Origin of the sequence: Pseudomonas tructae, from assembly GCF_004214895.1 — a bacterium.
Taxonomy (GTDB): Bacteria; Pseudomonadota; Gammaproteobacteria; order Pseudomonadales; family Pseudomonadaceae; genus Aquipseudomonas; species Aquipseudomonas tructae.
Genome location: NZ_CP035952.1, coordinates 1,509,504 through 1,535,640 on the forward strand (window position 1 = coordinate 1,509,504; position 26,137 = coordinate 1,535,640).

The following is a 26,137-nucleotide window of genomic DNA, read 5'->3' on the forward strand; positions in this document are numbered from 1 at the left end:
GGTGCACAAGCTGGCCTTCTTCGTTCCGCCAAGCCATGTGGACGTGGTCAAGGCCGCTGTGTTCGCCGCTGGCGGCGGACGCATCGGCGACTACGACTGCTGTGCCTGGCAGGTGCTGGGCCAGGGCCAGTTCCGCCCGCTGGACGGCAGCCAGCCGTTCCTCGGGCAGGCTGGCGTGGTCGAGCAGGTCGAAGAGTGGCGGGTCGAGCTGGTGGTGGCTGACGCGCTGATTGGCGCGGTGGTCGCTGCCCTCAAGGGTAGCCACCCTTATGAAACCCCGGCTTATGAGGTCTGGCAGCTCGCGGACCTCTGAGGGCCATATCGCGGGGCAAGCCCGCTCCCACAGGGTCACCATCACCTCTGTGGGAGCGGGCTTGCCCCGCGATGCTTCTAAGAATTCAAGGCGTTACTCAAGGCCGCAGCACGCGTGCCCATCAACAAATGCCAGGTCCCGTCCGCCACTGGACTGACCCCCAGGCACCCCAACGCCAGCAGGCGCTCGCGTGTCATCTTGCGCGCATCTTTGACCTCGACCCGCACCCGGGTCAGGGCCACGCAATCCACTTTCACCAGATTGTCCTTGCCTCCCAGGGCGCTCAGCCATTCTTCAGCGGCCATGCTTTGGCTCGCCTCGGCTTGCACCTGCGACGGCTCGACGACCTTCGCCAGGGCATGGGGCAACTGATTGCGAATTTCATCGGCAAGGGTATCGGCCAGCGGGCCGACCACCACCTGCAGGCTGCCAGCCGAACCTGGACGCACCACAGCCATGGCGCCAAGGCTTTTGAGCACGCCATCCTGGGCCAGGCCACGGTCCTTGAGCAGCAGGCGCAGGCGGGTGGTGCAGGCGTCCACCGAGAGTAGATTGTCAGCACCGCCCAGGGCTTCGATGTAGCGCGTGCCACGGGGCGTACTGCTGTCCGCTACCGGCGCGTCTTCGTTGGGCTGGTCTTCGCGGCCCGGGGTTTTCAGATTGAAGCGGCGAATACAGAAGTCGAACACGAAGTAGTACACAAGCGCATACAGCAGCCCCAGCGGGAACACCATCCAGCCATTGGTCGAGCGGCCCCAGCCCAGGCCCATGTCGATGGCGCCACCGGAGAAGGTAAAGCCCAGGCGGACATTGAGCAGGTCGCACAGGGCCATGGAAAGGCCGGTGAGCACCGCGTGGATCAGAAACAGCAGCGGCGCCAGGAACATGAAGGCGAACTCGATCGGTTCGGTCACCCCGGTCAGCGCCGAGGTCAGTGCCATCGACAACAAGATGCCGCCGATCAGCTTGCGCCGCTCCGGCAGGGCATGGCGGTACATCGCCAGGCACGCGGCAGGCAGGCCGAAGATCATCATCGGGAACATCCCGGCCATGAACTGTCCGGCTTGAGGGTCACCGGCAAAGTAGCGGGTCAGGTCGCCGGTCACCACCAGGCCGTTGGCACCCTGGAAACTGCCAAATACGAACCACACCAGGTTGTTGAGGATATGGTGCAGGCCGGTGACGATCAGCAGGCGGTTGAGCACGCCGAAGAAGAACGCGCCGATACTGCCGCTGTCGAGCATCAGCTGGCCAAGGCTGTTGATGCCGTCCTGAAGAGGCGGCCAGACCAGGCCAAACAGCAAGCCCAGGCCCACTGCCGACAGCCCGGTGGCGATCGGCACGAAACGCCGGCCACCGAAGAAGGCCAGGTACTCGGGCAGCTTGATGTCTTTGAAGCGGTTGTACAGCGCGCCGCCGAGCAGGCCGCAGACAATTCCGGCGAGCATGCCCATGTTGATGTGCGGGTCGATCACCTTGAGTGTCGACACCAGCACCAGGTAACCGATGGCGCCGGCCAGGCCTGCGGTGCCGTTGTTGTCGCGGGCAAAGCCGACGGCGATGCCGATGGCGAAGATCAGCGCCAGGTTGGCGAAGATCGCTTGTCCGGCGTCATGTACCAGAGCGATGTCGAGCAGGTCGGTGTCGCCCAGCCGTAGCAGCAGGCCGGCAATCGGCAGGATGGCGATGGGCAGCATGAGGGCGCGGCCGAGCCGTTGCAGGCCCTGGATAAAGTGCTGGTACATGGTGCGCTCCGGTTATTGTTCTGTGCTTAAGGGGGAGTGGCGGGGGTGTGTCGGGCGTACGGCGAAATCCTGGCAGGCCTGGCGCACGGCACGGGCGCTGGACAGGCCTAGCAACTGCTGACTGAAGGTGCGGCATTCGCGGCTATCGAGCTGGCGCACGCGCGCCTTGATCTCGCCCACCTGCGGGGCACTGACCGACAGTTCGCTGACGCCCAGGCCAACCAGTACCGCAGTGGCCAGCGGGTCCGAGGCCAGCGCGCCGCAGACCCCAACCCAGCGGCCATGCCGGGCCGCGCCCTGGCAGGTCAGTTCGATCAGGCGCAGCAGCGCCGGGTGCAAGGCGTCGACACGAGCGGCCAGGCCGGCGTGGTCACGGTCCATGGCCAGGGTGTACTGGGACAGGTCGTTGGTGCCGATGGAAAAGAAATCGGCATGTTCGGCCAGGCGCTCGGCAAGCAGGGCGGCGGCCGGTACTTCGATCATCACCCCCAGCTCGGCGCGCTGGCTGATGCCCAACTCGGCGGCCAGGTGGTCCAGGCGCTGACGGATAGCCAGCAGCTCATCGACCTCGCTGACCATCGGCAGCATGATTCGGCAGCGGCGTTGCGGGCTGACCTGCAGCAGGGCACGCAGTTGCTGGTCGAGCAACTCGGGGCGCAGCTGGCCCAGGCGAATGCCGCGCAGGCCCAGCACAGGGTTGGCTTCGTGAGGCAGTGGCAGGTAATCGAGCTGTTTGTCGCCGCCAACATCGATGGTGCGGATGATCACCGGGCGATCGGCCATGGCGTCCAGCACGGCCTGGTAGGCGCCGCGTTGCTCCTGTTCGTCCGGGGCGGTGTGGCGGTCGACGAAGAGAAATTCGGTGCGCAGCAGGCCGACGCCGTCGGCGCCCTGGCGCAAGGCCTGGGCGGCCTCGGCAGCCGAGGCGACATTGGCGGCGACTTCGATCAGGCGCCCGTCACGGGTTTGCGCGCTGCTCTGGGCGGCGGCTTGCTGTTCGGCGCGGCGTTGCTGATGTTGCTGGCGAAGCTGCGCGACCTGGGCCAGGCGTTCGGCATCTGGCGCGGTTTCCAGCCGGGCCTGGTCAGCATCCACGACCAGTACCTGGCCCGCTTGCAGGTTCATCAGGTCTGTGCCCAGCGCTACCAGGCAGGGCAGGCCGCGGGCGCGGGCGAGGATGGCGACATGCGAAGTCGCACCGCCGGCAACCATGCACAGCCCGGCTACCGCATGCTGGTCGAGCAGCAGCAGGTCCGAGGGCGTGAGTTCATGGGCGACGATAATCGCCGAAGGTGGCAGGTCCAGTTCGCGGGTTTCGCCGAGCAGGGCGCGCAACACCCGTTGCTGCAGATCCTGCAGGTCGTTGGCGCGTTCGGCCAGCAGCGGTTTGTCGAGGGCCTTGAGGATCGCGCACTGGGCGTCGATGGCCTGGCTCCAGGCGTGGCTGGCGGCGGTACCCTGGTCGATGCGCTGGCGCGCGGCGTCGACCAGGGACGGATCGTCGAGCAGGGCCAGGTGGGCGGCGAAGATGGCAGCGGCATCACCTTGTTGCAGCTGCTGCAGATCGGCTTCGATGGCACGCTTGACGCTGGCCAGTGCGTCATCGAGGGCTTGGTGCTGCGGGCCAGGTGGATGACCGCCCGAATCTTGCGGCAGGCGTATTGCGTCCAGGCGCGCCAACGGGCCGCTGGCAAGGCCGGGCGATGCACAGACACCGTTGAGGATGCCCGGCTCAAGGTTGGCGACAGGTTTGCTCAGGCTGCTGACGGTCGGGGCGGCATGCTGTTCGCCGACGGTCGCGGTGCTGACTGCCGCCACCAGGGCTTGCAAGGCCGCTGCGCTGTCGGCACCGCTGCAGACGATGTCGACTTCATCCTGCTCGCCCACTCCCAGCCCCATGATCGCCACCAGGCTGTTGAGGGCGGCGACCTGGCCGTTGAAGTGCAGCTCGGCGTGGCTGCTAAAGCCTTGGGCGGTCTGGCGCAGCAAGGCCGCAGGGCGCGCATGCAGGCCGCCGTGATGAGCGACTCTGGCGCTGGCGCGTACTGTTTCACCGGTGCTGGCCGCTTTGACAGTGCCCAGATCAGCGTTGGGAATGACATCCAGCAGCGGCGCACCCAGGGTCACCGAGCGGGTCGTGCGTGGCAGCAAGCGGTAGTCGCTGCTGTTGCTCAGGATTATCACGGTGATCAGGCTGGTGCAGTGTTGCGCGACCAGGTCCAGGTCAAAGCGAATCAGCGGCTGGCCACGTTCGACCCGTTCACCATTGGCCACCAGCGCTTCGAAACCGCGGCCCTGCAACTGCACGCTATCAAGGCCGATGTGCATGAGGATCTCGGCGCCGTTGTCGGCACGCAAGGTCAGGGCGTGGAGGGTTTTCGCCAAGTGAATGACAGTACCGGCACAGGGCGCCTGCAGGCAGTCGTTGAGCGGGTCGATGGCAATGCCATTGCCCAGGCTGCCGCCGGCGAACACCGGGTCGGGCACCTGGTCCAGTGGCAACAGCGGCCCTTCGAGGGGGGCATGGAGGGTGATGTTCTTGTTGTTGAGCATGCGCAAGGTCCTCGGTGCCTCAGTGAGTTCGGGTCACTTTGCTCAAGTGACGGGGCTGATCCGGGTCCAGGCCACGGGCCTCGGCCAGTCCTGCGGCCATGACATAGAAACTCTGGATCGCCAGCAGCGGGTCGAGGCCTGGGTGGGCGGCGCAGCTCAAGGTCAGGTTGCGCTGGGGGATATCCGCCGGCGCCGCCAGCAGCACCCGGGCGCCGCGCTGGCGCATGTCTTCGGCCAGTTGCAGCAGGCCTGCCTGCTCCACGCCGCGAGGCGCCAGTACCAGCAGCGGGTAGTGGGCATCGATCAGTGCCATGGGGCCGTGGCGGACTTCGGCGCTGCTGAAGGCTTCGGCCTGGATCGCCGAAGTCTCCTTGAACTTGAGCGCCGCTTCCTGGGCGATGGCAAAGCCGGCGCCACGGCCGATGACCATCAGCCGCTGGCAATCGCGCAGTTGCTCGATGGCCAGGCTCCAGTCCTGGGCCGCCGCTTCGCGCAGTTGCCCGGGCAGGGCGAGGCCGGCTTCGAGCAGTGCCGGGTCCTGCTGCCAGTGGGCGACCAGGCGGGCGCTGGCGCTGAGGGTAGCGATAAAGCTCTTGGTCGCAGCGACGCTCAGTTCCGGGCCGGCGCACAGCGGCAGGCTGTACTGGCAGGCGTGCTCCAGCGGTGAATCTTCGGCATTGACCAGGGCGACGCTGGTGGCCCCGCGCTCGCGCAGGGTCTGCAGGCTGTTGACCAGGTCCGGGCTCTGCCCCGACTGGGAAAAGCCCAAAGCGAGCTGGCCGCGCACCTGCAGGGGCGAGTTCTGCAGGGTCACCACCGACATCGGCAGCGAGGCCACCGGCAACCCAAGCTGCTGCATGGTCAGGTAGGCGAAGTAGCTGGCGGCGTGGTCGGAGCTGCCGCGGGCGACGGTCAGGGCGACGGCGGGGGCAAGTTCTCGCAACCGTTCGGCGACACCGGCGATACGGGCGTCGCAACGCTCGAGTTGAGTCTGCACGACGTTGGCCGAGGCCAGGGCTTCTGCAAGCATCTTAGAGCTCAAGGGGTTCTCCTTCGACCATTACGCCGATCAGGTTGAGGTTGCGATCCAGGGTTACCGCGTCGGCCCAACTGCCGGCTTGCAGGCGCCCGCGTTCTTGCAGGCCGAGGTAATCGGCGGCGAACTGCGACAGGCGCTGGGAGGCTTCGGCCAGGGGCAGGCCGATCTTCACCAGGTTGCGCAGGGCCTGGTCCATGGTCAGGGTGCTGCCGGCCAGGGTGCCGTCGGGCAGGCGCACGCCCCCCAGGCATTTGGTCACGGTGTGGCTGCCCAGCTTGTACTCGCCATCGGGCATGCCCGCGGCAGCGGTGGAATCGGTCACGCAGTACAGGCACGGGATTGCGCGCAAGGCCACGCGCATGGCGCCGGGGTGCACATGCAGCAGGTCGGGAATCAGTTCGGCGAAGCGCGCATGCGCCAGGGCTGCGCCAACGATCCCAGGTTCGCGGTGATGCAGTGCGCTCATGGCGTTGTACAGGTGGGTGAAGCTGGTAGCGCCGGCTTCAAGGGCCGCCACGCCCTCTTCGTAGCTGCCCAGGGTGTGGCCGATCTGCAAGCGCACGCCGCGTTCGCTCAAGGTGCGGATCAATGGCAGGTGGCCGGCAATTTCCGGGGCGATGGTGATCACCTTGATCGGGGCCAGGGCCAGATAGGCATCGACCTCTTCAAGCAATCCGAGGTGGGCGAAATTGGGCTGGGCGCCGAGCTTGCCGGGGTTGATATACGGGCCTTCCAGGTGCACACCCAGCACCCGGGCGCCATCGCTGCGCGGCTGGCGTGCATAGGTGCCCAGTTCGCCCAGCACCCGGGTCAGTTCTTCTTTGGGCGCGGTCATGGTGGTGGCCAGCAGCGATGTGGTGCCGAACCGTGCGTGGGTGCGGGCAATGGTGGCGAAGGCGCTGGCACCCTCCATGACGTCGCTGCCACCGCCGCCATGCACGTGCAGGTCGATGAAACCGGGCAGCACATAGGGCAGATCGTTGTCCTGCGGGTCGCACGGCTGGCCGTCGATGGCGGCGACGCGGCCGTCACGCAGCAACAGGCGTCCGCGTACCCAGCCCGTGGGGGTGAGTATGTTGTGTTCGCTCATGGGGGCTCCGCTAGCGTCGCAGCTCGGCGACAAAATCGTAGTAGTCGTCGCGACAGTAGGTGTCGGTCAGTTCGATGGGGGTGTTGTCGTCGAGGTAGCCAACCCGGGTCATCAGCAGCATGGCGGTGCCAGGCTGGATGCCGACCCGTGCGGCCAGCTCGGCGCTGGCGTTGATTGCGCGAATGTGTTGCAGGGCGCGCACTACCGGCTTACCGATCTGGTCGAGGTACTGGTACAGCGAATCGCCGATGGCTTCGGGGTTGCTCAGCAAGCGGGCGGGCAGGGTGCTGTACTCGACGGCCATGACAATGTCGTCGGCCTTGCGCAGGCGCTTGAGGTGCACCACCTGTTCGTTGGGCGACAGGCCCAGGCGCACCAGTTCATCGGCCGAGGGCGCGTCGACACTGCGCTCTAACCACTGCGAAGTGGGCGTGAAACCTTTCAGGCGGAGCATTTCGCTGAAGCTCGACAGGCGTGAGAGCGGCTGTTCCAGACGTGGGGTGATGAAGGTCCCGGAGCCCTGGATACGACGGATCAGGCCTTGTTCGAGCAGTACCTCCAGGGCTTTGCGTGCGGTGACCCGGGAGATGTCCAGGGCTTCGCTCAGGCTTCTTTCCGACGGCAACGCCTGCTCGGCTTTCCATTGCCCGGCATGAATGGCCTGTTCAAGGTTGCGTGCCACCTGAAGGTACAGTGGGGTGGCCAGGGTGTCGTCGGGGCGCAGGGCGGTCAACGGGGACATGGCGATGGCTTCAGATGGCGAGTGGTATTAAAAATTTAATACCACTTGAATACCACGTCAATACCACTTGTCCGTTTGGAGTGAGTGGGAGCGGCGGTGCGACGCCTCGACTTGCCCCGCGATGGATTCAAGCCTGATCGCAGGGCAAGTCGGCTCGCCGCACCTGCACTCCTGCAAAACCACAGGCCACTAATCCGACTTCAAACAGAATCCACATCGGCACCGCCAACAAGGTTTGCGAGAACACATCCGGCGGGGTCAGGAGCATGCCGACCACAAAGCAGCCGACGATCACATACGGGCGGCTCTTGCGCAGGGTGGCAACGTCGGTGACGCCGGCCCAGACGATGATGACGGTCGCCACCGGGATTTCGAACGCCAGGCCAAAGGCCAGGAACAGGGCGAGGATGAAGTCCAGGTACAGGCCGATGTCGGTCATCATCGCCACCCCGTCCGGGGTGACGCTGGCGAAGAAGCCGAACATCATCGGGAACACTACGAAGAAGGCAAAGGCCATGCCCGAGTAGAACAGCACGATGCTCGACACCAGCAACGGCAGGGCAATGCGTTTTTCCTGGCGGTACATGGCCGGGGCTATGAAGCTCCAGGCTTGATGCAGCAGGACCGGCATGGCCACGAACAAGGCCGCCATCAGGGTCAGTTTGAACGGCGCCAGGAACGGCGAAGTGACGCTGGTGGCGATCATGCTCGCACCCTCGGGGAGGTAGCGACGCAGTGGCTCCGAGACCTGGGTGTAGAGGGTCTGGGCGAACGGGAACAGACCGAGGAAAATCACGGCGATGGCCAATAGGCAGCGCAGCAGGCGCCTGCGCAATTCGCGCAGGTGGCCTGTGAGCGGCATGCCGGAATCTTGGGTTGCTGTGTCCATCAAGGGGTTCCGCTGGTTGGGCTGTTGTCCGGTTGCAGGCTGACGCCGCAGCGCAAGTCCTGCTCAAGGCGCTGTAAGGGCAGGGCATCGAGTTCCTGGCTCAAGGCCTGGGTGTCCAGTTCGCGGTCCACCTGGGCCTTGAGGGTGGCCAAGGCGCGCTTGGCCTGGGCAACACCGCGGCCCAGGGTGCGTGCTGCCACCGGCAGGCGCTCGGGGCCAAGCACCAGCAGGGCGACGATGCCCACCAGCAGCAGTTCGGTAAAGCCGACTTCGAACATCAGCGCTGGTGTTCCGTGTGCTGCACGCTGTCGGCCTGCAGTGGCGCCTGGGGTTTGGCCTGGCTGATGGAGTCTTCCTCGCTCGGCCCGTTGCCCATGGATTTGCGAAAGCCCTGGATCGCATCACCAACGTCTGCACCCAGGCCCTTGAGGCGCTTGGTGCCGAACAGCATGAACACGATCATCAGTACGATGAGCAACTGCCAGATCCCGATACCACCCATGAAAAACGCTCCAAGCTCATGAAAAAGAAGGCCTTATCCTGCCTGGGCTTTATGACGCAAAAGTGAAGTGCAGATGTATTTGCCATGTGCCTGCAACATCCGTTGTGTTGACTGACGCTTCATTTGCTCGGGATGTCCAGGTCATGGGTGCAAAGCAACAACAAGGGGCGGCGCTGTTGATGGTGCTGGTGGTGCTGGCGATGCTCGCCGGCGGTCTGGCCTGGCTGGTGCAGGACGGTCGCCAGCAGGTCGACAGCGTGCGCCTGGTGCAACAACGGGTGCAGGCCAGGGCCATGGAAACCGCTGGCCTGGCCTTTGCCGAGCAGGCCCTGAAAGATCCGGCCTGGCGCACCAGCCCGCTGTTCTGGCAGGCCCTGCGCGGGCAGCCGTTGTCCTATGCCTTTGCCGGCGGTTCAGCGGCCTTGCGCATCCGCGACCTGCACAGTTGCTTCAACGTCAACACGCTGATTGGCGAGGAGGCCGAACGGGCCGGGCGGCAGTTGCGCTACCTGCTTGGCGATGACCTGGCCGCGCAACGGCTGGGCGATGCCCTGGCGGACTGGATCGACCCCGACAACCAGGCTCGTCTCAACGGCGCCGAGAGCGACCAGTACCTGCGCCAGTCGCCCGCGCGTCTGGCGGCCAATCAGATGATGGTCGACATGAGCGAGCTGAACCTGCTGCTCGAACCCGATGCCCGGCGACAAACGCGCTATCCGCAGTTGTGTGCCCTACCGCAGACCAGCGGTTGGCGCTTGAACGCCAATGCCTTGAGTCTTGAGCAGTTGCCGTTGCTTGAGGCCATGTATGAAGGGCAGGTGTCGCGTTCGCTGCTGAGCCGGATTATCACTGCACGACCGGCAGGCGGTTATCACGATGCCGGGGCATTGCGCCAGGCTCTGGGGGCGATGGACGATGCGACGTTCGCGCGCCTGAGCGAGGGCTTGTTGCTCAACAGTGGCGATTTTGTCCTGCAGCTGGAGTTCGAGCAGGACGGGCAGGTGATGCGCAGCGAGTTTCAATTGCGCGCCAGAGGGATAGTGCAGTGGCACGCGCTGGTGCCAGCCCAGCAGGTGCAGGTGCTCAGCCGTTCGCCGCAACCCTGGTAAGGGCTGCGGCGAACCGGGCTTGGCTTACACGCCGATCTCACCGCCATCGGCACGCTGGATGACCACGGTCGATGCCCGCGGACGCACCTTGGTCCCGGCCGGGGTCACCGTCGTGGCGATGTCGGTGGAGGGCCAGTTATCCGGGTGCTGGATATTGACGAAGATCGACTTGTTGTCGGGGGTGAAGGCAATACCGGTCACTTCGCAGCCGTTGGGGCCGACGAAGAAGCGGCGCAGGTCGACCTGGTTCTGGGCGTTGACCGGTACCTGCTTGCCAGCGGCATTCACCAGGTTCGTGGGGATCACGGCGAGCATCTGGTCGTTGGTGTAGTCGGTCAGGGTCTTTTCGCCGTTGTCGGTCTGGAACCAGAGGATGCCGCGGCTATCGAAACTCATGCCGTCGGGGCTGGCGAACTGGTTGAGTTCGGTCAGGCCCGAGCGGTTGATGTCGGCGGTGCCGGCAGCGTTGGCGCCAAAGACGAAGATGTCCCAGGTGAAACTCAGCTGATCGTCGCTGTCGTGCCAGCGAATGATGTGGCCGTGGCGGTTCGGCCCGCGCGGGTTGGCGGCATCGACCTTGGCGGCGGTGCGCGCGCTGTTGTTGGTCAGGGTCAGGTACACGTCGCCATTGAGCGGGTTGACCGTGGTCCATTCCGGGCGGTCCATGGGCGTTGCGCCAACGGCGTCGGCAGCGCCGCGGGTGTTGAGGATGATCCCTGGCAGGTCAGTGTAGATCGAGCCCAGGGTCTTGCCGCTGCTGGTCGGGGTGTTGACGTCGAGCAGCAGCCATACACCCGAGCCGTCGGCGTTGAAGCGGGCGACATACAGCTTGCCCTGGTCCATGTACTTGTTGCCAGTGGCCAGGCGATCGGCGGGGTTGGCATCGGCTGCTTGCCACAGCGCGGTGGAGACGAACTTGTACAGGTACTCGTTGTTGGAGTCATCGCCCATGTACCAGACCAGCGGCTTGCCCACCACCGGCAGGCCCGGGCAGCAGCCCTCGTGGCGGAAGCGCCCGAGCGCCGTGCGTTTTACCGCCAGGGTGCTGGCGTTGTAGGGGTCGATCTCGACGATGTAGCCGTAGGTGCTGGCCTCGTTGCGGAAGTCGTCGGTGGCGCTGGCGCCGCTCGGGGTGACGTTGAAACGGCTGAACTCGCCGTCCACTTCCGACGGATCGCCCGCCACGCTTTCCCACTTGTAGTTACCGGCCTTGGTGCCCACGCCGATGCGTTTCTGGTCAGCCGGCAGGGTGCTGCTGGTGTTGATGAAAATCCCCGGCCAGTTCTCTTCGCAGGTCAGGTAGGTACCCCACGGGGTGTAGCCGTTGCCGCAGTTGTTGTTGGTGCCGCGGGCCTGGGTGCCGTTCTTCGAGAAGCGGGTCTTGACGTGGTCGCTGCCGCGCAGGGGGCCGGCGATGTTCATCACCGTGGCGGTGGTGAAACGACGATTCAGCGGGTCGTTGTCGACCACCTGCCAGCGACCGCTGACTTTTTTCAGGCGAATCACCCCGGCGCCGTGGGCGTTGATTTCCTTGCGCACTTCCTCGACCGGACGCTTGCCGCTGCTGTCGCTGGTCGGGCCGTTGGGATGCAGGGCATCGGCGTCGATGTATTCGTGGTTGATCGCCAGCAGGCCGTCTTCGGAGCTGCCATTGATCGGGAAGAAATGCATGCCGTCATGGTGCATGCCCACCGCGTTGGCCTGGTCGGCGGCGGTGTTGCTGCCATCGGCTTTCCAGGGCTTGGCGCTGGTGTTCAGCGGCGTGCCCCAGGGTGCCAGGACATAGGCGGTGTATCCGGCGGCGACCACGCAGGCATCGGTGCGCGAACCCGGGATGGAGGTAAAGCCCAGTTTCAGTTTCGGCGGGGTTGGTGGCTCTACTGCAGGTTCGTCGTCATCCGAATCACTGCTGTCGAAGCAGCCCGTGAGGCCAGTCCCGGCAATCATCGCGATAGCGGCACCCAGGCCGCCGCGGACCACGCTGCGGCGGCTCAGGTAAGACTCCAGAACGCTGTCCATGGGCAGGTTGCCACTCTGGTTGCGGTTCAGGTTGTCGCCGGTGTCTCGACTCATCAGTTCAGTTCCTTTTGTTCAGTGATGCGGCGTGAAAGAAACCGGGACTTTAGTGAGCAAGTGTGATGATTGATTGGCAGTTTTGTTAAAAGGCGTTGAAAGAAAAAAATCCTTAGCAGCTGATTTGCCAGAGGTTTTGCCCAGGCTGTCGATTAACTGCCATCAAACTGTAATCCAGGCACCCCAATATCCCGGCCCGACAACCAATAAGCGCCAAGGCGACGGGACAGGCTGAACATGCACAGACGGGAAGTGTTGAACTGGATCGGCGTTGGCGCTACTGCGCCGCTGCTTACGGCCTGTGCGGGCCTGGGCGCAACGTCGGCCGGCAACACCGCGCCGCTGGACCTGCTGTACTTTGCCGACACGCTCGATGCTCGACAAGCCGGTAAGCCGGTGGTCCCGGCCACGCGCCTGGGCCCGGTCACCCACCTGGGCCAGGCCCCCTGGATGACCGGCGCCAGCGCTCGCCAGGCACGGGCCGAACTCAACCCGCTGCTCGATGCCAGCCTGGCCGAGGGCGTGCAAACCGGCGGCTACGCGGTGCTGGCGGCCTTGCTGGAGCAGCTTCGCCAGGCTGCCGGAGCCGACAACTGCCTGACCCTGGAAAACGGCCAGGGCTGGAATGGCAGTGGCCTGGCCTACCTGACGCAGGGCGCCAGCGGTGTCGAAGGCAGTGAGTTGCTGGCAAGCCAAGTGCGGGTCAGCAGTGATGAGCGGGTGCTCTGGCCGCAGCGTTGCGCCGGCCTGTACCGTCAGTACGGCCAGGCGGTGTTGGGTGCCGGCCTGGCTGCGGAGCAGTCGGCGGCATTGGGAGTTGTACCGTTCACCGTCGTGCGTCGCAGTGGTGTACGGGTTGCTGTGGTGGGCATCACCGACCCCTATGCCCAGGACCAGAAAGCCTCGCTCAAACAGTGGTATCAGTCTTTGTTGCCAGCCTTTGAACAGGCCCGTGGCCAGGCCGATCTGGTGGTTGCCCTGGCCGATGTCGGTACCGGCCCCGGCCTGTGGCTGGCCGAGCGCCTGAGCGATGCCGACCTGTTGCTCTGCGCCCGAGGCCAGGACTTCTGGCCCGAACCGATTGCCGTGCTGCAAGCCAGCGGCAAGCGGGTACCGGTGCTGTTTGCCGGCAACCGCGCCAGCGGCGCCTTTCAAGTGCGCTGCCAGCGCACTGCCGGGCAATGGCAGTTCAATGCCCGCTTTCATCCCGCCTTTGCCAGCAGCCTTACCCCCACTGCCCAGGCCCGTGCGGCGCAGTTGCGCGGGCTGCTCGCCCAGCAACGCGCCGGCCACGCGGCCTGGCTCGATCAGCCCCTGGCCCGTGCCCCCCAGGCGCTGTGGCGCCGTGATACCCGCGGCGGCAGTTGGGACCGCCTGCTGCATCAAGCCCTGGCGGCTGACAGCGACTATCCCGTGTTGCTCCCGGGGCTGCGCTATGACAGCCCGTTGGCAGCCGGCCAGGCCATCACCCGTGAACACCTGATCAGCCTGACCGGCAGCTACCCGGCGCCGGTGGTCGAGGCCCCGGCCCGGCAAGTCGAGCAGGTGCTGGAGAACGCCGCCGAGCAACTGTTCGGCGACCCGCTGTTGCTCGACAACAGCCAGGACCTGCCACGCTGGCTGGGCCAGCCCTGGCAGCTCAGCTACAGCCCGACCGGCAAGCGCGTGTCGGGCCTGAGCGAAGCCTTGGGGCAGTGCCGCACCTTCGGCTTGCAGTACGCCTCGAACGTCGGTGAGCCGCTGTGGCAGCGGGTCGAGGCCTGGTTGGCCAGGCAGCCTGCGGACTGGCAACTGCCCGCCTTGCAATTGCCGCAGTTGCGTTACGTGCAGGGGCATCCAGGCTGGCATCCGCGTGAGTTGAACGCGTGATCAGCGCCTCGCGCCTGTTCAGCGGCGCGCTGCTGACCCTGGCGGCCTGGCTCGCCGCCCAGTGCGTGCTGCAACTGAGCCGTGCACCTGTGCCGGCAAGCGCCCAGCAGGAGGAATTGCGGCCATTGCCGGGGCTGATGATCGGCCACTGGCAGGCCCGCGGTGAGACCGGCGGCGTGCCGCTGACCGCTTTGCCCCTGCAATACCTGGGCGGCCTGCGGGCGGTGCCGCTCAGCGCCACCGTGGTGGTACTGCGCTACGGCCAGGCCACGCGCTCGTTGCGCCGTGGTCAGCGCCTGGCCCCAGGCATCGTGCTGGTGGAGATCGATGAGCAGGGGCTGATTTTTGATAACCAGGGGCGGCGCGAACGCCTGCCCTGGCCGCCACGGCCTGCCGTGACCGGCTTCAAGCGCCAAGGATGAATGATGATTGCAAGACTCTGCCTGGCCTGCGTGCTGAGCCTGGGCCTCAACCTGGCCTGGGCCGAAGAACCGGTGGCACTGGATGACGACGAAACCCCGTTGTATGAAGTGAATTTCGTCGACACCGAGCTCAGCGAATTCATCGACAGCGTGTCGCAGATCACCGGCACCACTTTCATTGTCGATCCACGGGTGCAGGGCAAGGTCACGGTGCGTACGGTCGACCGCCACGACAGCGAGGCGATCTACGACATCTTCCTGGCCCAGTTGCGCGCCCAGGGTTTTGCCGCCGTCGACCTGCCCAACGGCAGCGTCAAGATCGTCCCCGACCAGGCCGCGCGTCTTGAGCCGGTGCCGGTGGAAAGCGCCGGTAAAGCGGCGCAAAGCAGCGATGGCGTGGCTACTCGCGTGTTCAATGTGCGCAATGCCGCCAGCGAGCAGCTACTGGGCATTCTCAAGCCGCTGATCGATCCCCGGGTCGGGGTCATCACCCCGTATCCTGCGGCCAACCTGTTGGTGATCACCGATTGGCGCAGCAACCTGGAACGCATCGACAGCCTGCTGCTGCAGCTCGATCAGGTCAGTGACGAGCCGATGCAGGTCATGCCCTTGCAACACGCCAGTGCCAACGACACCAGCAAGTTGATCAACCAGTTGCTGGCCCGTGAGCAGGGCGCCGACAGCGCCCAGGTGGTGGCCGACCCACGCAGCAACGCGCTGCTGGTGCGTGGCAGCGCCGACAGCCGTGAGCGGGTGCGCGCTTTGTTGGCGCAGTTGGACCGTCCTGGCGAAAACCTGCGCAGCTCCAACACCCAGGTGATCTACCTGCGTCATGCCAACGCCAGTGAAGTGGTCAAGGTGCTGCGCAGCCTCAGCCAGGACACGCTGCCGGCCGGCAGCGGTGAGGGCAGCAAGGACGACAAGGCGCCGGCGCCGGTGAGCAGTTCGGGCATTCGCCTTGAATACGAAGAAGGCACCAACGCCGTGGTCATGGTTGGCCCCGACAGCGAGCTGGCGGCCTACCGCAACATCGTTGAGCAACTGGACGTGCGCCGGGCGCAGGTGGTGGTCGAGGCGATCATTGCCGAAGTCTCGGACTCACGCGCCGAAGAGCTGGGGGTGCAGTGGCTGTTCGCCGATGAGAAGTTCGGTGCCGGTACGGTCAACTTCGGCAGCAGCGGCCCGAGCATCGCCGCCATTGCCGGGGCCGCAGCGGGCAAGGACAACGCCGCGTTGGCCAAGCTGCTGTCTGGCACCAACGGCCTGACCGCAGGTCTTGGCAACTTCGGCGGTGGCTTCAACTTCGCCGTGCTGGTCAATGCACTGAAAAGCAAAAGCGGTTTCAACCTGCTGTCGACGCCGACCCTGCTGACCCTGGACAACGCCGAAGCCTCGATCCTGGTCGGCCAGGAAGTCCCCTTCGTCACAGGCTCCGTGACCCAGGACAACACCAACCCCTACCAGACCATCGAGCGCAAGGAAGTCGGGGTCAAGCTGCGCATCAAGCCGCAGATCAATATTGATAACACCGTACGCCTGGATATCGTCCAGGAGGTCTCCTCGATTGCCGACAACGCGTCGGCCAGCGACGTGATCACCAACAAGCGCGAGATCAAGACCAAAGTCATGGTCGAGGACAACGGCCTGGTGATCCTCGGTGGCCTGATCAGCGACGAGGTCACCTCAAGCAAACAGAAGGTGCCGCTGCTTGGTGATATTCCCTGGCTGGGGCGGCTGTTCAGCTCCTCCGGTCAGCAGGGCGTGAAGCAGAACCTGATGGTGTTCATACGCCCGCGCATTCTGCGTGATGGCCAGGCCCTGGCCAGCTTGAGTGCCGAGAAGTACCGCAACCTGCAGCAGGATACCGCGCTGAAACTGCCGGCCATCAGCGACGATGGCAAACTGTTGCAGGCCTTTCCGGCCAGCCGCTTGCGCCTGGACGAGGGCGTCTGGTGATGCAGTTGTTGCCCTACCGCCTGGCGCGCCAGGCCGGCCTTGCCGTGGCCCCCGGGGCCAGCGGCTGGAGCCTGTGGCTGTGCGCGGATGCCGACAGCGACCAGTTGCAGGAACTATTGCGGGTGCAAGGTCAGCCGGATGAAGTCTGCCACCTGGACCGCGCCAGTTTCGACAGCCAGTTGGGCCAGCTTTACCAGGCCGGCGAAGGGGCCACCGCAGCGTTGATCGAAGGGATTGGCGAGCAGGTCGACCTCGACGGCCTGATGAGCGAGATGCCGCGTATCGAAGACCTGCTGGAGAGCGACGACGAAGCCCCGGTGATCCGCCTGATCAACGGCCTGTTCGCCCAGGCGCTGCGCTTGCAGGCCTCGGACATCCATATCGAGACCTTCGAGCAGAGCCTGGTGGTGCGCCTGCGCGTTGATGGCCATCTGCGCGAAGTGCTGCGCCCGCCCCGGGCGCTGTCGGCGATGCTGGTGTCGCGGATCAAGGTCATGGCCCGGCTGGATATTGCCGAGAAGCGCCAGCCCCAGGATGGCCGTATCACCCTGCGCTCGGCCGGGCGCGAAGTGGACGTGCGGGTCTCGACCCTGCCGGGGATCCATGGCGAGCGGGTGGTGATGCGCGTGCTCGATAAACAGGCGAGCCTGCTGGCGCTGGCCAACCTGGGCATGCCGGCGGCGGTGGAGCAGGGCCTGCGCGCGTGCCTGGCGCGGCCGAACGGGATTGTCCTGAGCACCGGGCCGACCGGTTCGGGCAAGACCACCACCCTGTACGCCAGCCTCAACAGCCTCAATGACGGCAGCCGCAACATCCTGACCGTGGAAGACCCGGTCGAGTACGCCATCGCCGGGATCGGCCAGACTGCAATCAATCCGCGCGCCGGACTGACGTTCGCCACCGGCCTGCGGGCAATCCTGCGCCAGGACCCGGACGTGATCATGCTCGGCGAGATCCGTGACCGCGAGACCGCGCAGATCGCCGTGCAGGCCAGTCTTACCGGTCACCTGGTGCTGTCGACCCTGCACACCAACAGCGCCGTGGGCGCTGTGACGCGCTTGCGCGACATGGGTATCGAACCTTTTCTTATCGCCTCGTGCCTACGCGGTGTGATGGCCCAGCGCCTGGTACGGCGCCTGTGCAGCTGTGCCAGGCCACAACCGTTGCAAGCCGCCGAGCGGCAGCTGTGGCCGGAGCTGGCCGACCTGAACCAGAGCTTTCATGCGGTCGGTTGCGAACAGTGCCAGGGCACGGGCTATCGCGGCCGGCTCGGCCTTTACGAGTTCATCGAACTGGACGCTGGGTTGATCGGCCTGCTCTACGACGGCGCCAGTGAGGTGGCGATGCAGGAACACTTGAATGGGCGTCGACAAAGCCTCGCCGGCATGGCCAGCCAGTGCCTGCGCCAGGGCCAGACCAGCCTGGCCGAAGTGCTGCGCGCGGTGCAGGGCTAAGCCATGCCGACCTTTCGTTACCAGGCCGTGGACCTCGGTGGGCGTACGCGCAAGGCCAGTATCCAGGCCGACAGCGAGCGCCATGCGCGCCAGCTATTGCGTGAGCAGGGATTGTTCGCTCGCCAGTTGCAGCGCCACGAGGCCGGCAATGCACAGCCGAGGCGGCAACGGGTCAGCCGCGCCCAGTTGTGCGAACTGACCCGGCAACTGGCAACCCTGACCGGTGCCGGCATCCCCCTGGTGGATGCCTTGGCGACCCTCGAGCGGCAGTTGGTGGAGCCAGCCTTGCGCAACCTGCTGGTGGCCGTGCGTGGATCCCTCGCCGAAGGCCTGAGCCTGGCCCGCAGTCTTGCGCGCCAGGGTGGCCTGTTTTCCGGCTTGTATTGCGCGCTGGTCGAGGCCGGCGAACGCTCCGGGCGCCTGGCTCAGGTGCTGGAGCGTCTGGCCGAGCACCTGGAGCAGGTCCAGCGCCAGCAGCACAAGGCCCGTACGGCCCTGATCTACCCCTGTGTACTGATGGGCGTGTCGCTGGCAGTGGTGGTCGGCCTGATGACTTTTGTGGTGCCCAAACTCACCGAGCAGTTTGCTCACTCCGGGCAGAGCCTGCCGTGGATCACCTCACTGCTGATCGGTATCAGCGACCTCTTGGTACTGGTCGGCCCCTGGCTGTTGCTCTTTCTGGGAGGGGCATCGGTGCTCGGTGCCTGGCTGTTGCGCCGCCCGCACTGGCGCCTGCGCCGCGATGATCTGCTGCTGCGGCTGCCCAAGGTGGGCCCGCTGCTGGCGGTGCTGGAGAGCGCACGCTTGTCGCGCAGCCTGGCGATTCTGGCCGGCAGCGGCGTGCCATTGCTCGAAGCCCTGCAAGTGGCCACGGCCACGGTCAACAACCGGCGTATCCACCTGGCCCTGCAAGGGGTTGGCAGCGAGGTGCAAGGCGGCGTCAGCCTACATAGGGCACTGGATACCAGCGGCCATTTTCCGCCGTTGCTGCTGAACATGGTCGCCAGCGGCGAGGCCAGCGGCACCTTGCCGGACATGCTCGAACGGGTCGCCGACAACCAGGAGCGTGGCTTCGCCCGCCAGGTCGACAGCACCATGGCGCTGTTCGAGCCGCTGATGATCCTGGTGATGGGCGCGGTGGTGCTGTTCATCGTCCTCGCCGTGCTGTTGCCGATCATGCAGCTCAACCAGGGACTGACACTTTGAAAAGGAGCAAGACCATGCACAGCCCACGCGCGCGCCAGCGCGGCTTTACCCTGATGGAAATCATGGTGGTGATCTTCATCATCGGCCTGTTGATCGCCGTGGTAGCGCCCAGCGTGCTTGGCAGCCAGGACAAGGCCATGAAGCAGAAGGTCATGGCCGACCTGTCGACCCTGGAGCAGGCACTGGACATGTACCGCCTCGACAACCTGCGCTTTCCGTCCGCCGAGCAGGGCCTGTCGGCGCTGGCCAGTAAACCTTCGGTCGAACCGCTGCCCCGGGCCTGGCGCGCCGACGGTTACATTCGCCGCTTGCCGCAGGATCCCTGGGGCACGCCGTATCAGTACCGGGCGCCGGGCCAGCATGGGCGCATCGATATCTATTCCCTGGGCGCCGACGGCGTCGAGGGCGGCGAAGGTATCGATGCCGACCTGGGTAACTGGGAACTCTAGGCATGCGCGGTGAGCGTGGGTTTACCTTGTTGGAAATGCTCGTGGTGCTGCTGATCGCCGGGCTCATGAGTGCCTTGAGCATTGCCTGGCTCGACACGGGCAAGGCGCCGCTGCAGCAGGCCCTTGAGCGACTGGCCAGTGCCAGCCGGCAGCAGGCCGAACTGGCGCGGCATGGCGGTGAGATTCGCGGTCTGCGCTGGAGTGGCAACCGGCCCGAGTTTGTCCGGTGGGTCAATACCCGTTGGCAGACGCAAAAGGTAGCGTTGGGTGACTGGCCGCAGGCGTTGCAGGCGGACTGGTCCAACAGCCAGGAACCACGCTGGGTGTTCACCCCCTCGGGCGTTGAGCGCAGCGCCGTATTGAACTGGCACTGGCCAGAGGGCAGCGAGCGTTGGCACTGGAGCAGCGATGGGCAACTGCACAGGGCGCCCTTGTGAAAGCGGGCCAGCGTGGCTTTACCCTGCTCGAAGTGACCGTGGCCCTGGGCATCGCCGCCGCTTTGGCGATCATGACCAGCCAGGTGCTGCGCCAGCGCCTGGCCGTGCAGCAGAGCGTGCAGCAGCATCGCCTCGGGGTGTTCTGTGCCCGCGAGCTGCAAGCGCGTTTCACCGTGGAGCGGTACTGGCCGATGCAGAGCTCCAGCAGCGGGCAACTGCAGCAGGGCGACGGCCAATGTCATTGGCAATTGCAACTGGCTGCGACCGGGGTGCGAAATCTGCGTCGAGGGGAGTTGCGCCTGTTCGGCGACCGTGACGGACGTGATCCGCTCGGCCAGTACCGAATCTTTCTGGTGCGGCCATGAAGCGCCGTCAGCAGGGCCTGACCCTGCTCGAACTGCTGGTCGCCCTGGCCCTGACCGCCGTACTGGGGATCTTGCTGGCGGCGCTGGTCAATGCCTGGGTCGGGGTCAGGGAGCGGCTGGAGCAGCCTGCCCAGTCCTCGCCGGTGCTGAACTTCTGCCTGGCCCTGGAGCGGCGTTTCGACACCACGGTGTTGCGTAAGCTCTACGAGCAGCGCCTGCCACTGGCAATCAACTGGCTGGACTGGCAACCCGCCGCCTTGCAATTGCAATGGGTGGCCCGCAGTGCCTGGCCGCAAGCCGAAGGCGGTTCACGTTTGCAGCGCCAACGCCTGAGTTACGACGTGCGTGGGCAACGGTTGCTGCTGGAAACCTCCGCCGATCTGTATGCGGTGGGTAAACCGCAGTGGCGTGAACGCGATCAACTCGATCAGGTCACGGCGCCGAGCTTCGCGTTCTTTCAATCGGGCCGCTGGCTGGCCTTTCCTTCTACCGAGCGGTCTGCCCCGGATCGCGGTGTGCGGCTTGAGTTCAAGCGTGATGGAGCACCTTATGTCTGTACCTTCGCCCTGCCGGAGGCGCCTTGATGAAATGGCTTGAACGCTGGCAATCACCCAGGCCGAGCACTTGGCTGCTGCTGCGCCCTGGCCCTGAACCGTCGCGCTGGAACTGGCTACTGGAGGGCGGCCAGGTGCGTGAGGAGGGTGAGGGGCCGCCGCCCTGTCGTGCAGGCATGCGCGTGGCACTGATTCTGCCGGGGCAGCAGTGCAGTCACTGTCAATTACCGGCGCCACCAGGCTTGAAACGCGAAGAGTGGCCGTTGTTGCTCGAAGAGCGCTTGCTGCAGCCGGCCGAGTCCATTCGCTGCGGTTGTGTGTCACGCCAAGGTACGCAACTGGAACTGGTCAGCGTTGATCGGGTGCTGCTGGAACAGTGGTTGGCACAATGCGCGGACTGGGGGCTGAATGTGGAGCGCTGCTGGGCCGAGTTTCAGTTGTTGCCCGAGACCCCGGCGGGCACTGCGCTGTGCTGGCAGCGCAGTGCCGAGCTGTTGCTGTGCAAGGGTGCGACCGCGCAAGCGCGTCAGCACTGGCTGGCCTGGCCAACCGCGCTGGGGGCGAACCTGCCGGCACCCTGGCCAAGCCTGCAATGCCAAGCGTTCGAGGGCAACTGGCCGCCGCGCTTGATCGTGCTGGAACGTCTGCCCAGCCTGTTCGAGGTGCGTGCACCGCGTCGCTTGCAACTGTCCATCGCCCTTGAACACAGGCGCTTGCTCGCCGCGTGCCTGGTGCTGGGTTTGCTCTGCAGCGGGCTGTGGCTGAGCCAGCAATGGCGCCAGAGCGCATTGCACAAGGCGCAGGTCGTGGCGGTAACGGGACCGGTTGAATCACCGCGGCAGGCGGCCCAGGCCCTCAAGCGTTTGCGTCAGGCGCAAGAAGGTCAACGCTTGCACCTGCGCCAGATTGAGCAGGTACAACTGGCACTGGAGCAGTGGCTGCAATCGCGCCCGGCCTGGCACCTGGTCGCCAGCGGCTTTGACGGGCAACGCTTGCGCATGCGTTTGCACGGTGATCAGCCGCCAGACGTCGAGACCTGGCAGGGCATTGCCAGCCAGCTCGACCTCAGGGTCGAAGCCACTGCCGCTGCCCACGAACTGCAACTGGTCTTCGACCTGGGAGCGGCCTCATGAGTGAGTGGGTGCAGCGCCGTTGGTTGATGCCGGCGGCTTGGGCAATGATCGCAGGCTTGTTGCTGATGCTGGTGTTTCGCGAAGGTTCGACCCGCCGGCAGGACGCGCAGCAATGGCAGGCCCTGGCCCGGTTGGCAGCAGGTTTGCAGGTCGAGGCCGGGCTTGGTGTGGAGCGACTGCAGCAGTCGGCGCAGGCGGGCAGCATTGTATTGAACGAGGTGCTGCCGGAAACCGGCAGTTGGCAGATCAAGGGCCGTGCCGCAGATGAGCAGGCGCTGCAGAACTGGGTGCTGGTCTTGCAGGGCGAAGGTGCGCGGCCGCTGAGTTGGGCTCTTGAGCACACTGAGTCGGGCATGGACTTTCAACTGGTGTTGCAACGATGAGGCGTGCGGCCTGGGTTGCCCTGGTGTTCTCACTCACCTTGCTGGCCGAGCTGCCGGCCAGCTGGCTGCTCAAGCCGGTGACCGCCCGGGGCGTTTCCGGCAGCCTGTGGCAGGGCCAGGCGCAACGCATCGGGCCGGTGGGGCCGGTCGCCTGGCACTGGCAACCCTGGCGTTTGCAGGCACAGATGAACATTGGCTTTCAAGGCCAGGATTGGCAGCTCAGGCTGGGCGGCTGGCCATGGGACTGGCACGCCTATGTCGAGCCGCTGGGCGCAATTGCCACAGGATCTTCGAGTTACCGATTGAGCGGGCAGTGGAAAGGCCGGATTGAAGCTCAAGGTAGCGGTGGCCAATGCCGGGTGGGCGAAGGGGAGATTGGCGCGGCCGAGTTGACCCTGGTTTCACCCTGGTCGCTGACGTTAGGCGCTACCCGAGTGCGCATCGACTGCTCGTCAGGGTTGCATCTGCTGGCGCAACTGCAGCTGCAGGGGCAGCATCAGTTCAGTGTGGATGCCGACCTGATGCAACGGCGCGGACGATTGCAAGGGTCTGTTGAACCCGGCGCTCTGCTTGCGCCGGTGCTGCAAAGCGGCCAATGGCTCAAACCCGGAAACACCGCGTTGAGCCGTAATCTGAAATGGTGAGCAGCCTCAGGGGCGGATCTCGATCATGGTGCCATCTGGCACCATGTTCCAGACCTCGCGCATGTCGCGGTTGGTCATGGCAATGCAGCCTTCGGTCCAGTCCAGGGTGTGGAACACCTCTTCCGGATATTCTTCGCTCAACGGCGTGCCATGAATCATGATCATTCCGCCCGGCGGTACGCCTTCGCTACGAGCACGGGCTGCGTCGGTGATGTTCGGGTAGGACACGTGCATCGCCAGGTTGTAGCGGTCGCTCTGCTTGCGCCAGTCGATCCAGTAGAAGCCTTCAGGGGTGCGCTTGTCGCCTTCGCGCAGCTTGGCACCCTTGGGCTGCTTGCCCAGGGAGATGCGGTAGGTTTTCAGCGGCGCGCCAGCGCTGATCAGTTGCAGGCGCCGTTCAGACTTGATCACCAGGATTTTGTCGATCATCGCAGGCTTGGGTGTTTGCGGTTGCAGTGGCGAAGGCGCGGTCTTGTCGACCGGCCGGGTGATGATGGTTTCGGTGAAACCCGCCTGGGACATCGAAGCCACACTGAGGCAGAAAAGGGCAAGCAACCAGCGCATGAAACGATATCCCTGAAGAAGCTAGGTGTTGGGTGACGAGACGAGCATGGGTGACAGGCATTCATTGCCTATCGGGAAGCGCTGCTCGATGCGGTCACGATAATAGCATTCTAGGGTACGACTGACGGTGCGGAAAGCCAGCTCGTCCCACGGGATATCACTTTCGTCGAAAAGCCGCACTTCCAGGCTCTCGACGCCAACGGCGAAGTCCAGGTCGGCAAGCTCGGCACGAAAGAACACGTGGACCTGGTTGATGTGCGGCAGGTCGAACAACTGGTAAAGGGCGGCTTCGCCGACACGGGCGCAGGCTTCCTCGATGGTTTCCCGGCGCGCGGCCTGTTCCACTGTCTCGCCGTTCTCCATGAAGCCTGCGGGCAAGGTCCAGTAGCCGCGACGCGGTTCGATGGCACGGCGGCACAACAGCACCTGGCTGCCCCAGGTCGGCAGGACCCCGGCGACGATATTGGGGTTCTGGTAATGAATGGTCTGGCAGTGATCGCAGACAAAACGCAGGCGGCTATCGCCCTCGGGAATGCGCTGAATCACCTGATTGCCGCACGCGCTACAGAATTTCATGCTTTTATTCCTGTTAGGTGCGCCTATCTTGGCGCCACTCTCAGCGCGGCTGCAAGCGGGGATCGTTGCCGGGGTTTTCCCGGGGGCTTGGGCGGCTCGCGGCTTTGGTGCATGATGCAGGGCAGGCTTTGGAATCGAGAGAGAGCAATGCTGGACGAGCTTCTTCGCCGCGTAAGCAGTCATACGCCGAGTACCCTGGAGACGGACCGACGTTTTCCCGAGGCTGCGGTGTTATTGCCCATCACGCGCAGCGAAGAGCCCGAACTGGTGTTGACCCTGCGCGCCAAGGGGTTGTCGACCCACGGTGGCGAGGTGGCGTTCCCGGGTGGACGGCGCGACCCGGAGGACCCGGACCTGATCTTCACCGCCTTGCGCGAAGCAGAAGAAGAGATCGGCCTGCCGCCGGGGCTGGTGGAAGTCATCGGCCCGTTGAGCCCGCTGATCTCCCTGCATGGTTTGAAAGTTACGCCTTTCGTCGGCCTGATCCCGGACTTTGTCGAGTACCAGGCCAACGATGCCGAGATCGCGGCAGTGTTTACCGTGCCCCTGGCGTTCTTCCGCCAGGACCCGCGTGACCATACCCACCGTATCGACTACCAGGGGCGCAGTTGGTACGTGCCCAGCTACCGTTACGGCGAATACAAGATCTGGGGCTTGTCGGCGATCATGATCGTCGAGCTGGTCAACTTGCTTTACGATGCCAACATCAGCCTGCATCAGCCGCCTGAACGCTTTACCCCTATTTGAGCGGGAGCACCCGCCGGCCACGCCACTCCGTGAGGAACCACGCATGAAATACCGTCTGGGCGACCTGCGGGTCGAGACCCATCCGCGCAGCTGGGTTGCGCCGACCGCGATCCTGATCGGCAAGGTACGCCTGCAAGCGGGTGCCAACGTCTGGTTCGGTGCGGTGCTGCGCGGCGATAACGAACTGATCGACATCGGCGAGAACAGCAACGTCCAGGACGGCACGGTGATGCACACCGATATGGGCTCACCACTGACCCTGGGCAAGGGTGTGACCGTCGGGCATAACGCCATGCTCCATGGTTGCTCGGTCGACGACTACAGCCTGATCGGCATCAACGCGGTGATCCTCAACGGTGCGCGGATCGGCAAGTACTGCATCATCGGCGCCAACGCGCTGATCCCCGAAGGCAAGGAAATCCCTGACGGCTCACTGGTCATGGGCTCACCGGGCAAGGTGGTGCGCGAACTGACCGAGGCGCAGAAGAAAATGCTTGAAGCCAGTGCCGCCCACTACGTGCACAACGCCGAGCGTTATGCCCTTGACCTGGCCCTGCAGGGGGATTGATGAGCACGCCTGAACGCCCGGTGGCCTCGCCCTGCGTGCAGATCTGCGCGCTGGACGATGCCGACATCTGCACCGGCTGCCAGCGCACGGCGGCCGAAATCACCCGCTGGGGACGAATGGACAACAGCGAGCGCCGCCAGGTGCTCAAACTGTGCCATGAGCGCGCCGTGGCTGCGGGGCTGATGTTCAGCGTCGGCGCATGATCCGCCTCTTGGCCGCCGGCAATCGCTGCAGTACCCTGTAGCGCTTGCCCAGCGGTTGACCCCATGTTCTTTCTGATTGCCTATATCAGCAGCGTAGTGCTGATCAACTACGCCTTCTCCAGTGCCCCGCACCTGGACGTGATCTGGTCTGCCTGGGGCGGGCTGGTGTTCATTCTGCGCGACATGGTCCAGACCCGCTTCGGCCATGGTGCACTGGTGGCCATGCTGGCGGCCCTGGTGCTGTCGTATATCACCTCGGAACCGGCCATCGCCCTGGCCAGTGCCAGCGCCTTTGCTGTGTCCGAGCTGATTGACTGGCTGGTGTTCACCATCACCAAGCGGCCGTTGCACGATCGCCTGTGGTTGAGTTCGGCGCTGAGCATCCCGGTCGACACCTTTATCTTCTTCGGCATGATCGGTGCACTGACCCCCATCGTGGTCGGCACTGCCCTGGCGTCGAAGTTCGCCGGGGTGACCGTGGTCTGGCTGGCCATGGCCTGGCGTGTGCGCAAGCGTGTGGTCACCGGCTGAGGTCGGCGACTGCAGTTCATG

The 26,137-nt window shown here is 65.1% G+C and carries 29 protein-coding genes; 18 read left to right on the forward strand and 11 right to left on the reverse strand.

Annotated elements, in window-relative coordinates:
- Window position 1 precedes the first annotated feature (1 nt).
- Complete coding sequence (locus EXN22_RS06860) at window positions 2-313, forward strand: Nif3-like dinuclear metal center hexameric protein (protein WP_130266768.1); 312 nt, start codon at window positions 2-4, stop codon at window positions 311-313.
- A gap of 77 nt (window positions 314-390) precedes the next feature.
- Here EXN22_RS06860 and nagE read toward each other — a convergent pair whose 3' ends face one another.
- From nagE to tatA, 8 genes are all read right to left on the reverse strand, one after another.
- Complete coding sequence (gene nagE / locus EXN22_RS06865; RefSeq protein WP_130263348.1) at window positions 391-2,058, reverse strand: N-acetylglucosamine-specific PTS transporter subunit IIBC; 1,668 nt, start codon at window positions 2,056-2,058, stop codon at window positions 391-393.
- Between the two features lie 12 nt (window positions 2,059-2,070).
- Entirely contained in the window at window positions 2,071-4,611 is a 2,541-nt protein-coding gene (gene ptsP / locus EXN22_RS06870) for a phosphoenolpyruvate--protein phosphotransferase (RefSeq protein WP_130263349.1), read from the reverse strand.
- A 19-nt stretch (window positions 4,612-4,630) separates the two neighbouring features.
- Window positions 4,631-5,653 carry an SIS domain-containing protein gene (locus EXN22_RS06875; protein WP_130263350.1) on the reverse strand — a complete coding sequence of 341 codons (1,023 nt, stop codon included), beginning with the start codon at window positions 5,651-5,653 and terminating at the stop codon, window positions 4,631-4,633.
- Window positions 5,643-6,740: an N-acetylglucosamine-6-phosphate deacetylase gene (nagA, locus tag EXN22_RS06880; RefSeq protein ID WP_130263351.1), complete on the reverse strand. Its 1,098-nt coding sequence runs from the start codon at window positions 6,738-6,740 to the stop codon at window positions 5,643-5,645. The genes EXN22_RS06875 and nagA overlap by 11 nt, the downstream gene beginning before the upstream one ends.
- A gap of 10 nt (window positions 6,741-6,750) precedes the next feature.
- Window positions 6,751-7,482: a GntR family transcriptional regulator gene (locus EXN22_RS06885; RefSeq protein ID WP_130263352.1), complete on the reverse strand. Its 732-nt coding sequence runs from the start codon at window positions 7,480-7,482 to the stop codon at window positions 6,751-6,753.
- A gap of 127 nt (window positions 7,483-7,609) precedes the next feature.
- The gene (gene tatC, locus EXN22_RS06890; RefSeq protein WP_130263353.1) at window positions 7,610-8,371 is read right to left on the reverse strand and encodes a twin-arginine translocase subunit TatC; all 762 of its coding nucleotides are present in this window, start codon (window positions 8,369-8,371) and stop codon (window positions 7,610-7,612) included.
- The gene (tatB, locus tag EXN22_RS06895) at window positions 8,371-8,649 is read right to left on the reverse strand and encodes a Sec-independent protein translocase protein TatB (RefSeq protein WP_130263354.1); all 279 of its coding nucleotides are present in this window, start codon (window positions 8,647-8,649) and stop codon (window positions 8,371-8,373) included. Before tatB ends, tatC begins: the two co-directional genes overlap by 1 nt.
- On the reverse strand, window positions 8,649-8,873 hold the full coding sequence (gene tatA, locus EXN22_RS06900) for a twin-arginine translocase TatA/TatE family subunit (RefSeq protein ID WP_130263355.1): 225 nt from the start codon (window positions 8,871-8,873) through the stop codon (window positions 8,649-8,651). Before tatA ends, tatB begins: the two co-directional genes overlap by 1 nt.
- Before the next feature lie 143 nt (window positions 8,874-9,016).
- Between tatA and gspK the strand changes: the two genes are divergently transcribed.
- Complete coding sequence (gspK, locus tag EXN22_RS06905; protein ID WP_130263356.1) at window positions 9,017-9,982, forward strand: type II secretion system minor pseudopilin GspK; 966 nt, start codon at window positions 9,017-9,019, stop codon at window positions 9,980-9,982.
- A 24-nt stretch (window positions 9,983-10,006) separates the two neighbouring features.
- Here the strand turns inward: gspK and EXN22_RS06910 are convergent, their stop codons facing one another.
- On the reverse strand, window positions 10,007-12,055 hold the full coding sequence (locus EXN22_RS06910; protein ID WP_130263357.1) for a PhoX family protein: 2,049 nt from the start codon (window positions 12,053-12,055) through the stop codon (window positions 10,007-10,009).
- Window positions 12,056-12,292: 237 nt separating this feature from the next.
- Here EXN22_RS06910 and EXN22_RS06915 point away from each other — a divergent pair, with 237 nt between their 5' ends.
- The 12 genes from EXN22_RS06915 to gspN are packed head-to-tail and all read left to right on the forward strand — an operon-like array spanning window position 12,293 to window position 22,927.
- Complete coding sequence (locus tag EXN22_RS06915; RefSeq protein WP_130263358.1) at window positions 12,293-13,924, forward strand: bifunctional UDP-sugar hydrolase/5'-nucleotidase; 1,632 nt, start codon at window positions 12,293-12,295, stop codon at window positions 13,922-13,924.
- On the forward strand, window positions 13,921-14,346 hold the full coding sequence (locus EXN22_RS06920) for a pilus assembly protein PilZ (protein WP_130263359.1): 426 nt from the start codon (window positions 13,921-13,923) through the stop codon (window positions 14,344-14,346). Before EXN22_RS06915 ends, EXN22_RS06920 begins: the two co-directional genes overlap by 4 nt.
- 3 nt (window positions 14,347-14,349) lie before the next feature.
- Window positions 14,350-16,302: a type II secretion system secretin GspD gene (gene gspD / locus EXN22_RS06925; protein ID WP_130263360.1), complete on the forward strand. Its 1,953-nt coding sequence runs from the start codon at window positions 14,350-14,352 to the stop codon at window positions 16,300-16,302.
- 5 nt (window positions 16,303-16,307) lie between these two features.
- Window positions 16,308-17,756, forward strand: a complete 1,449-nt coding sequence (locus tag EXN22_RS06930; protein ID WP_130266769.1) for a GspE/PulE family protein — start codon at window positions 16,308-16,310, stop codon at window positions 17,754-17,756.
- A 3-nt stretch (window positions 17,757-17,759) separates the two neighbouring features.
- A complete protein-coding gene (gene gspF / locus EXN22_RS06935) occupies window positions 17,760-18,962 on the forward strand; it encodes a type II secretion system inner membrane protein GspF (protein ID WP_130263361.1) in 1,203 nt (400 codons plus the stop codon).
- A gap of 14 nt (window positions 18,963-18,976) precedes the next feature.
- A complete protein-coding gene (gene gspG / locus EXN22_RS06940) occupies window positions 18,977-19,411 on the forward strand; it encodes a type II secretion system major pseudopilin GspG (RefSeq protein WP_130263362.1) in 435 nt (144 codons plus the stop codon).
- A 2-nt stretch (window positions 19,412-19,413) separates the two neighbouring features.
- Complete coding sequence (locus EXN22_RS06945) at window positions 19,414-19,848, forward strand: prepilin-type N-terminal cleavage/methylation domain-containing protein (protein ID WP_130263363.1); 435 nt, start codon at window positions 19,414-19,416, stop codon at window positions 19,846-19,848.
- Complete coding sequence (locus tag EXN22_RS06950; protein ID WP_130263364.1) at window positions 19,845-20,213, forward strand: type II secretion system protein; 369 nt, start codon at window positions 19,845-19,847, stop codon at window positions 20,211-20,213. The genes EXN22_RS06945 and EXN22_RS06950 overlap by 4 nt, the downstream gene beginning before the upstream one ends.
- Window positions 20,210-20,797 (forward strand): prepilin-type N-terminal cleavage/methylation domain-containing protein, encoded by a 588-nt coding sequence (locus EXN22_RS06955; RefSeq protein WP_130263365.1) that lies wholly within the window; start codon window positions 20,210-20,212, stop codon window positions 20,795-20,797. Before EXN22_RS06950 ends, EXN22_RS06955 begins: the two co-directional genes overlap by 4 nt.
- Window positions 20,797-21,900, forward strand: a complete 1,104-nt coding sequence (locus EXN22_RS06960; RefSeq protein WP_130263366.1) for a type II secretion system protein GspL — start codon at window positions 20,797-20,799, stop codon at window positions 21,898-21,900. Before EXN22_RS06955 ends, EXN22_RS06960 begins: the two co-directional genes overlap by 1 nt.
- Window positions 21,897-22,283: a type II secretion system protein GspM gene (gene gspM / locus EXN22_RS06965; protein ID WP_130263367.1), complete on the forward strand. Its 387-nt coding sequence runs from the start codon at window positions 21,897-21,899 to the stop codon at window positions 22,281-22,283. Before EXN22_RS06960 ends, gspM begins: the two co-directional genes overlap by 4 nt.
- Window positions 22,280-22,927, forward strand: coding sequence for a type II secretion system protein N (gspN, locus tag EXN22_RS06970; RefSeq protein WP_130263368.1), 648 nt, complete (start codon window positions 22,280-22,282; stop codon window positions 22,925-22,927). Before gspM ends, gspN begins: the two co-directional genes overlap by 4 nt.
- Window positions 22,928-22,933: 6 nt before the next feature.
- On the opposite strand, the gene EXN22_RS06975 is transcribed toward gspN, so the two are convergent.
- Both EXN22_RS06975 and EXN22_RS06980 read right to left on the reverse strand, forming a co-directional pair.
- Window positions 22,934-23,491 carry a L,D-transpeptidase family protein gene (locus EXN22_RS06975; protein WP_130263369.1) on the reverse strand — a complete coding sequence of 186 codons (558 nt, stop codon included), beginning with the start codon at window positions 23,489-23,491 and terminating at the stop codon, window positions 22,934-22,936.
- Window positions 23,492-23,512: 21 nt separating this feature from the next.
- Window positions 23,513-24,067 carry an NUDIX hydrolase gene (locus EXN22_RS06980; RefSeq protein ID WP_130263370.1) on the reverse strand — a complete coding sequence of 185 codons (555 nt, stop codon included), beginning with the start codon at window positions 24,065-24,067 and terminating at the stop codon, window positions 23,513-23,515.
- Between the two features lie 147 nt (window positions 24,068-24,214).
- On the opposite strand from EXN22_RS06980, the gene EXN22_RS06985 reads away from it, so the two are divergent.
- The 4 genes from EXN22_RS06985 (at window position 24,215) to EXN22_RS07000 (ending at window position 26,116) form a co-directional block, all read left to right on the forward strand.
- Window positions 24,215-24,814, forward strand: coding sequence for a CoA pyrophosphatase (locus EXN22_RS06985; RefSeq protein WP_130263371.1), 600 nt, complete (start codon window positions 24,215-24,217; stop codon window positions 24,812-24,814).
- A gap of 43 nt (window positions 24,815-24,857) precedes the next feature.
- Window positions 24,858-25,382: a gamma carbonic anhydrase family protein gene (locus EXN22_RS06990; protein ID WP_130263372.1), complete on the forward strand. Its 525-nt coding sequence runs from the start codon at window positions 24,858-24,860 to the stop codon at window positions 25,380-25,382.
- Window positions 25,382-25,585: a DUF1289 domain-containing protein gene (locus EXN22_RS06995; RefSeq protein ID WP_130263373.1), complete on the forward strand. Its 204-nt coding sequence runs from the start codon at window positions 25,382-25,384 to the stop codon at window positions 25,583-25,585. The genes EXN22_RS06990 and EXN22_RS06995 overlap by 1 nt, the downstream gene beginning before the upstream one ends.
- 63 nt (window positions 25,586-25,648) lie before the next feature.
- Complete coding sequence (locus tag EXN22_RS07000; RefSeq protein ID WP_130263374.1) at window positions 25,649-26,116, forward strand: preQ0 transporter; 468 nt, start codon at window positions 25,649-25,651, stop codon at window positions 26,114-26,116.
- The last annotated feature ends 21 nt before the right edge of the window (window positions 26,117-26,137 follow it).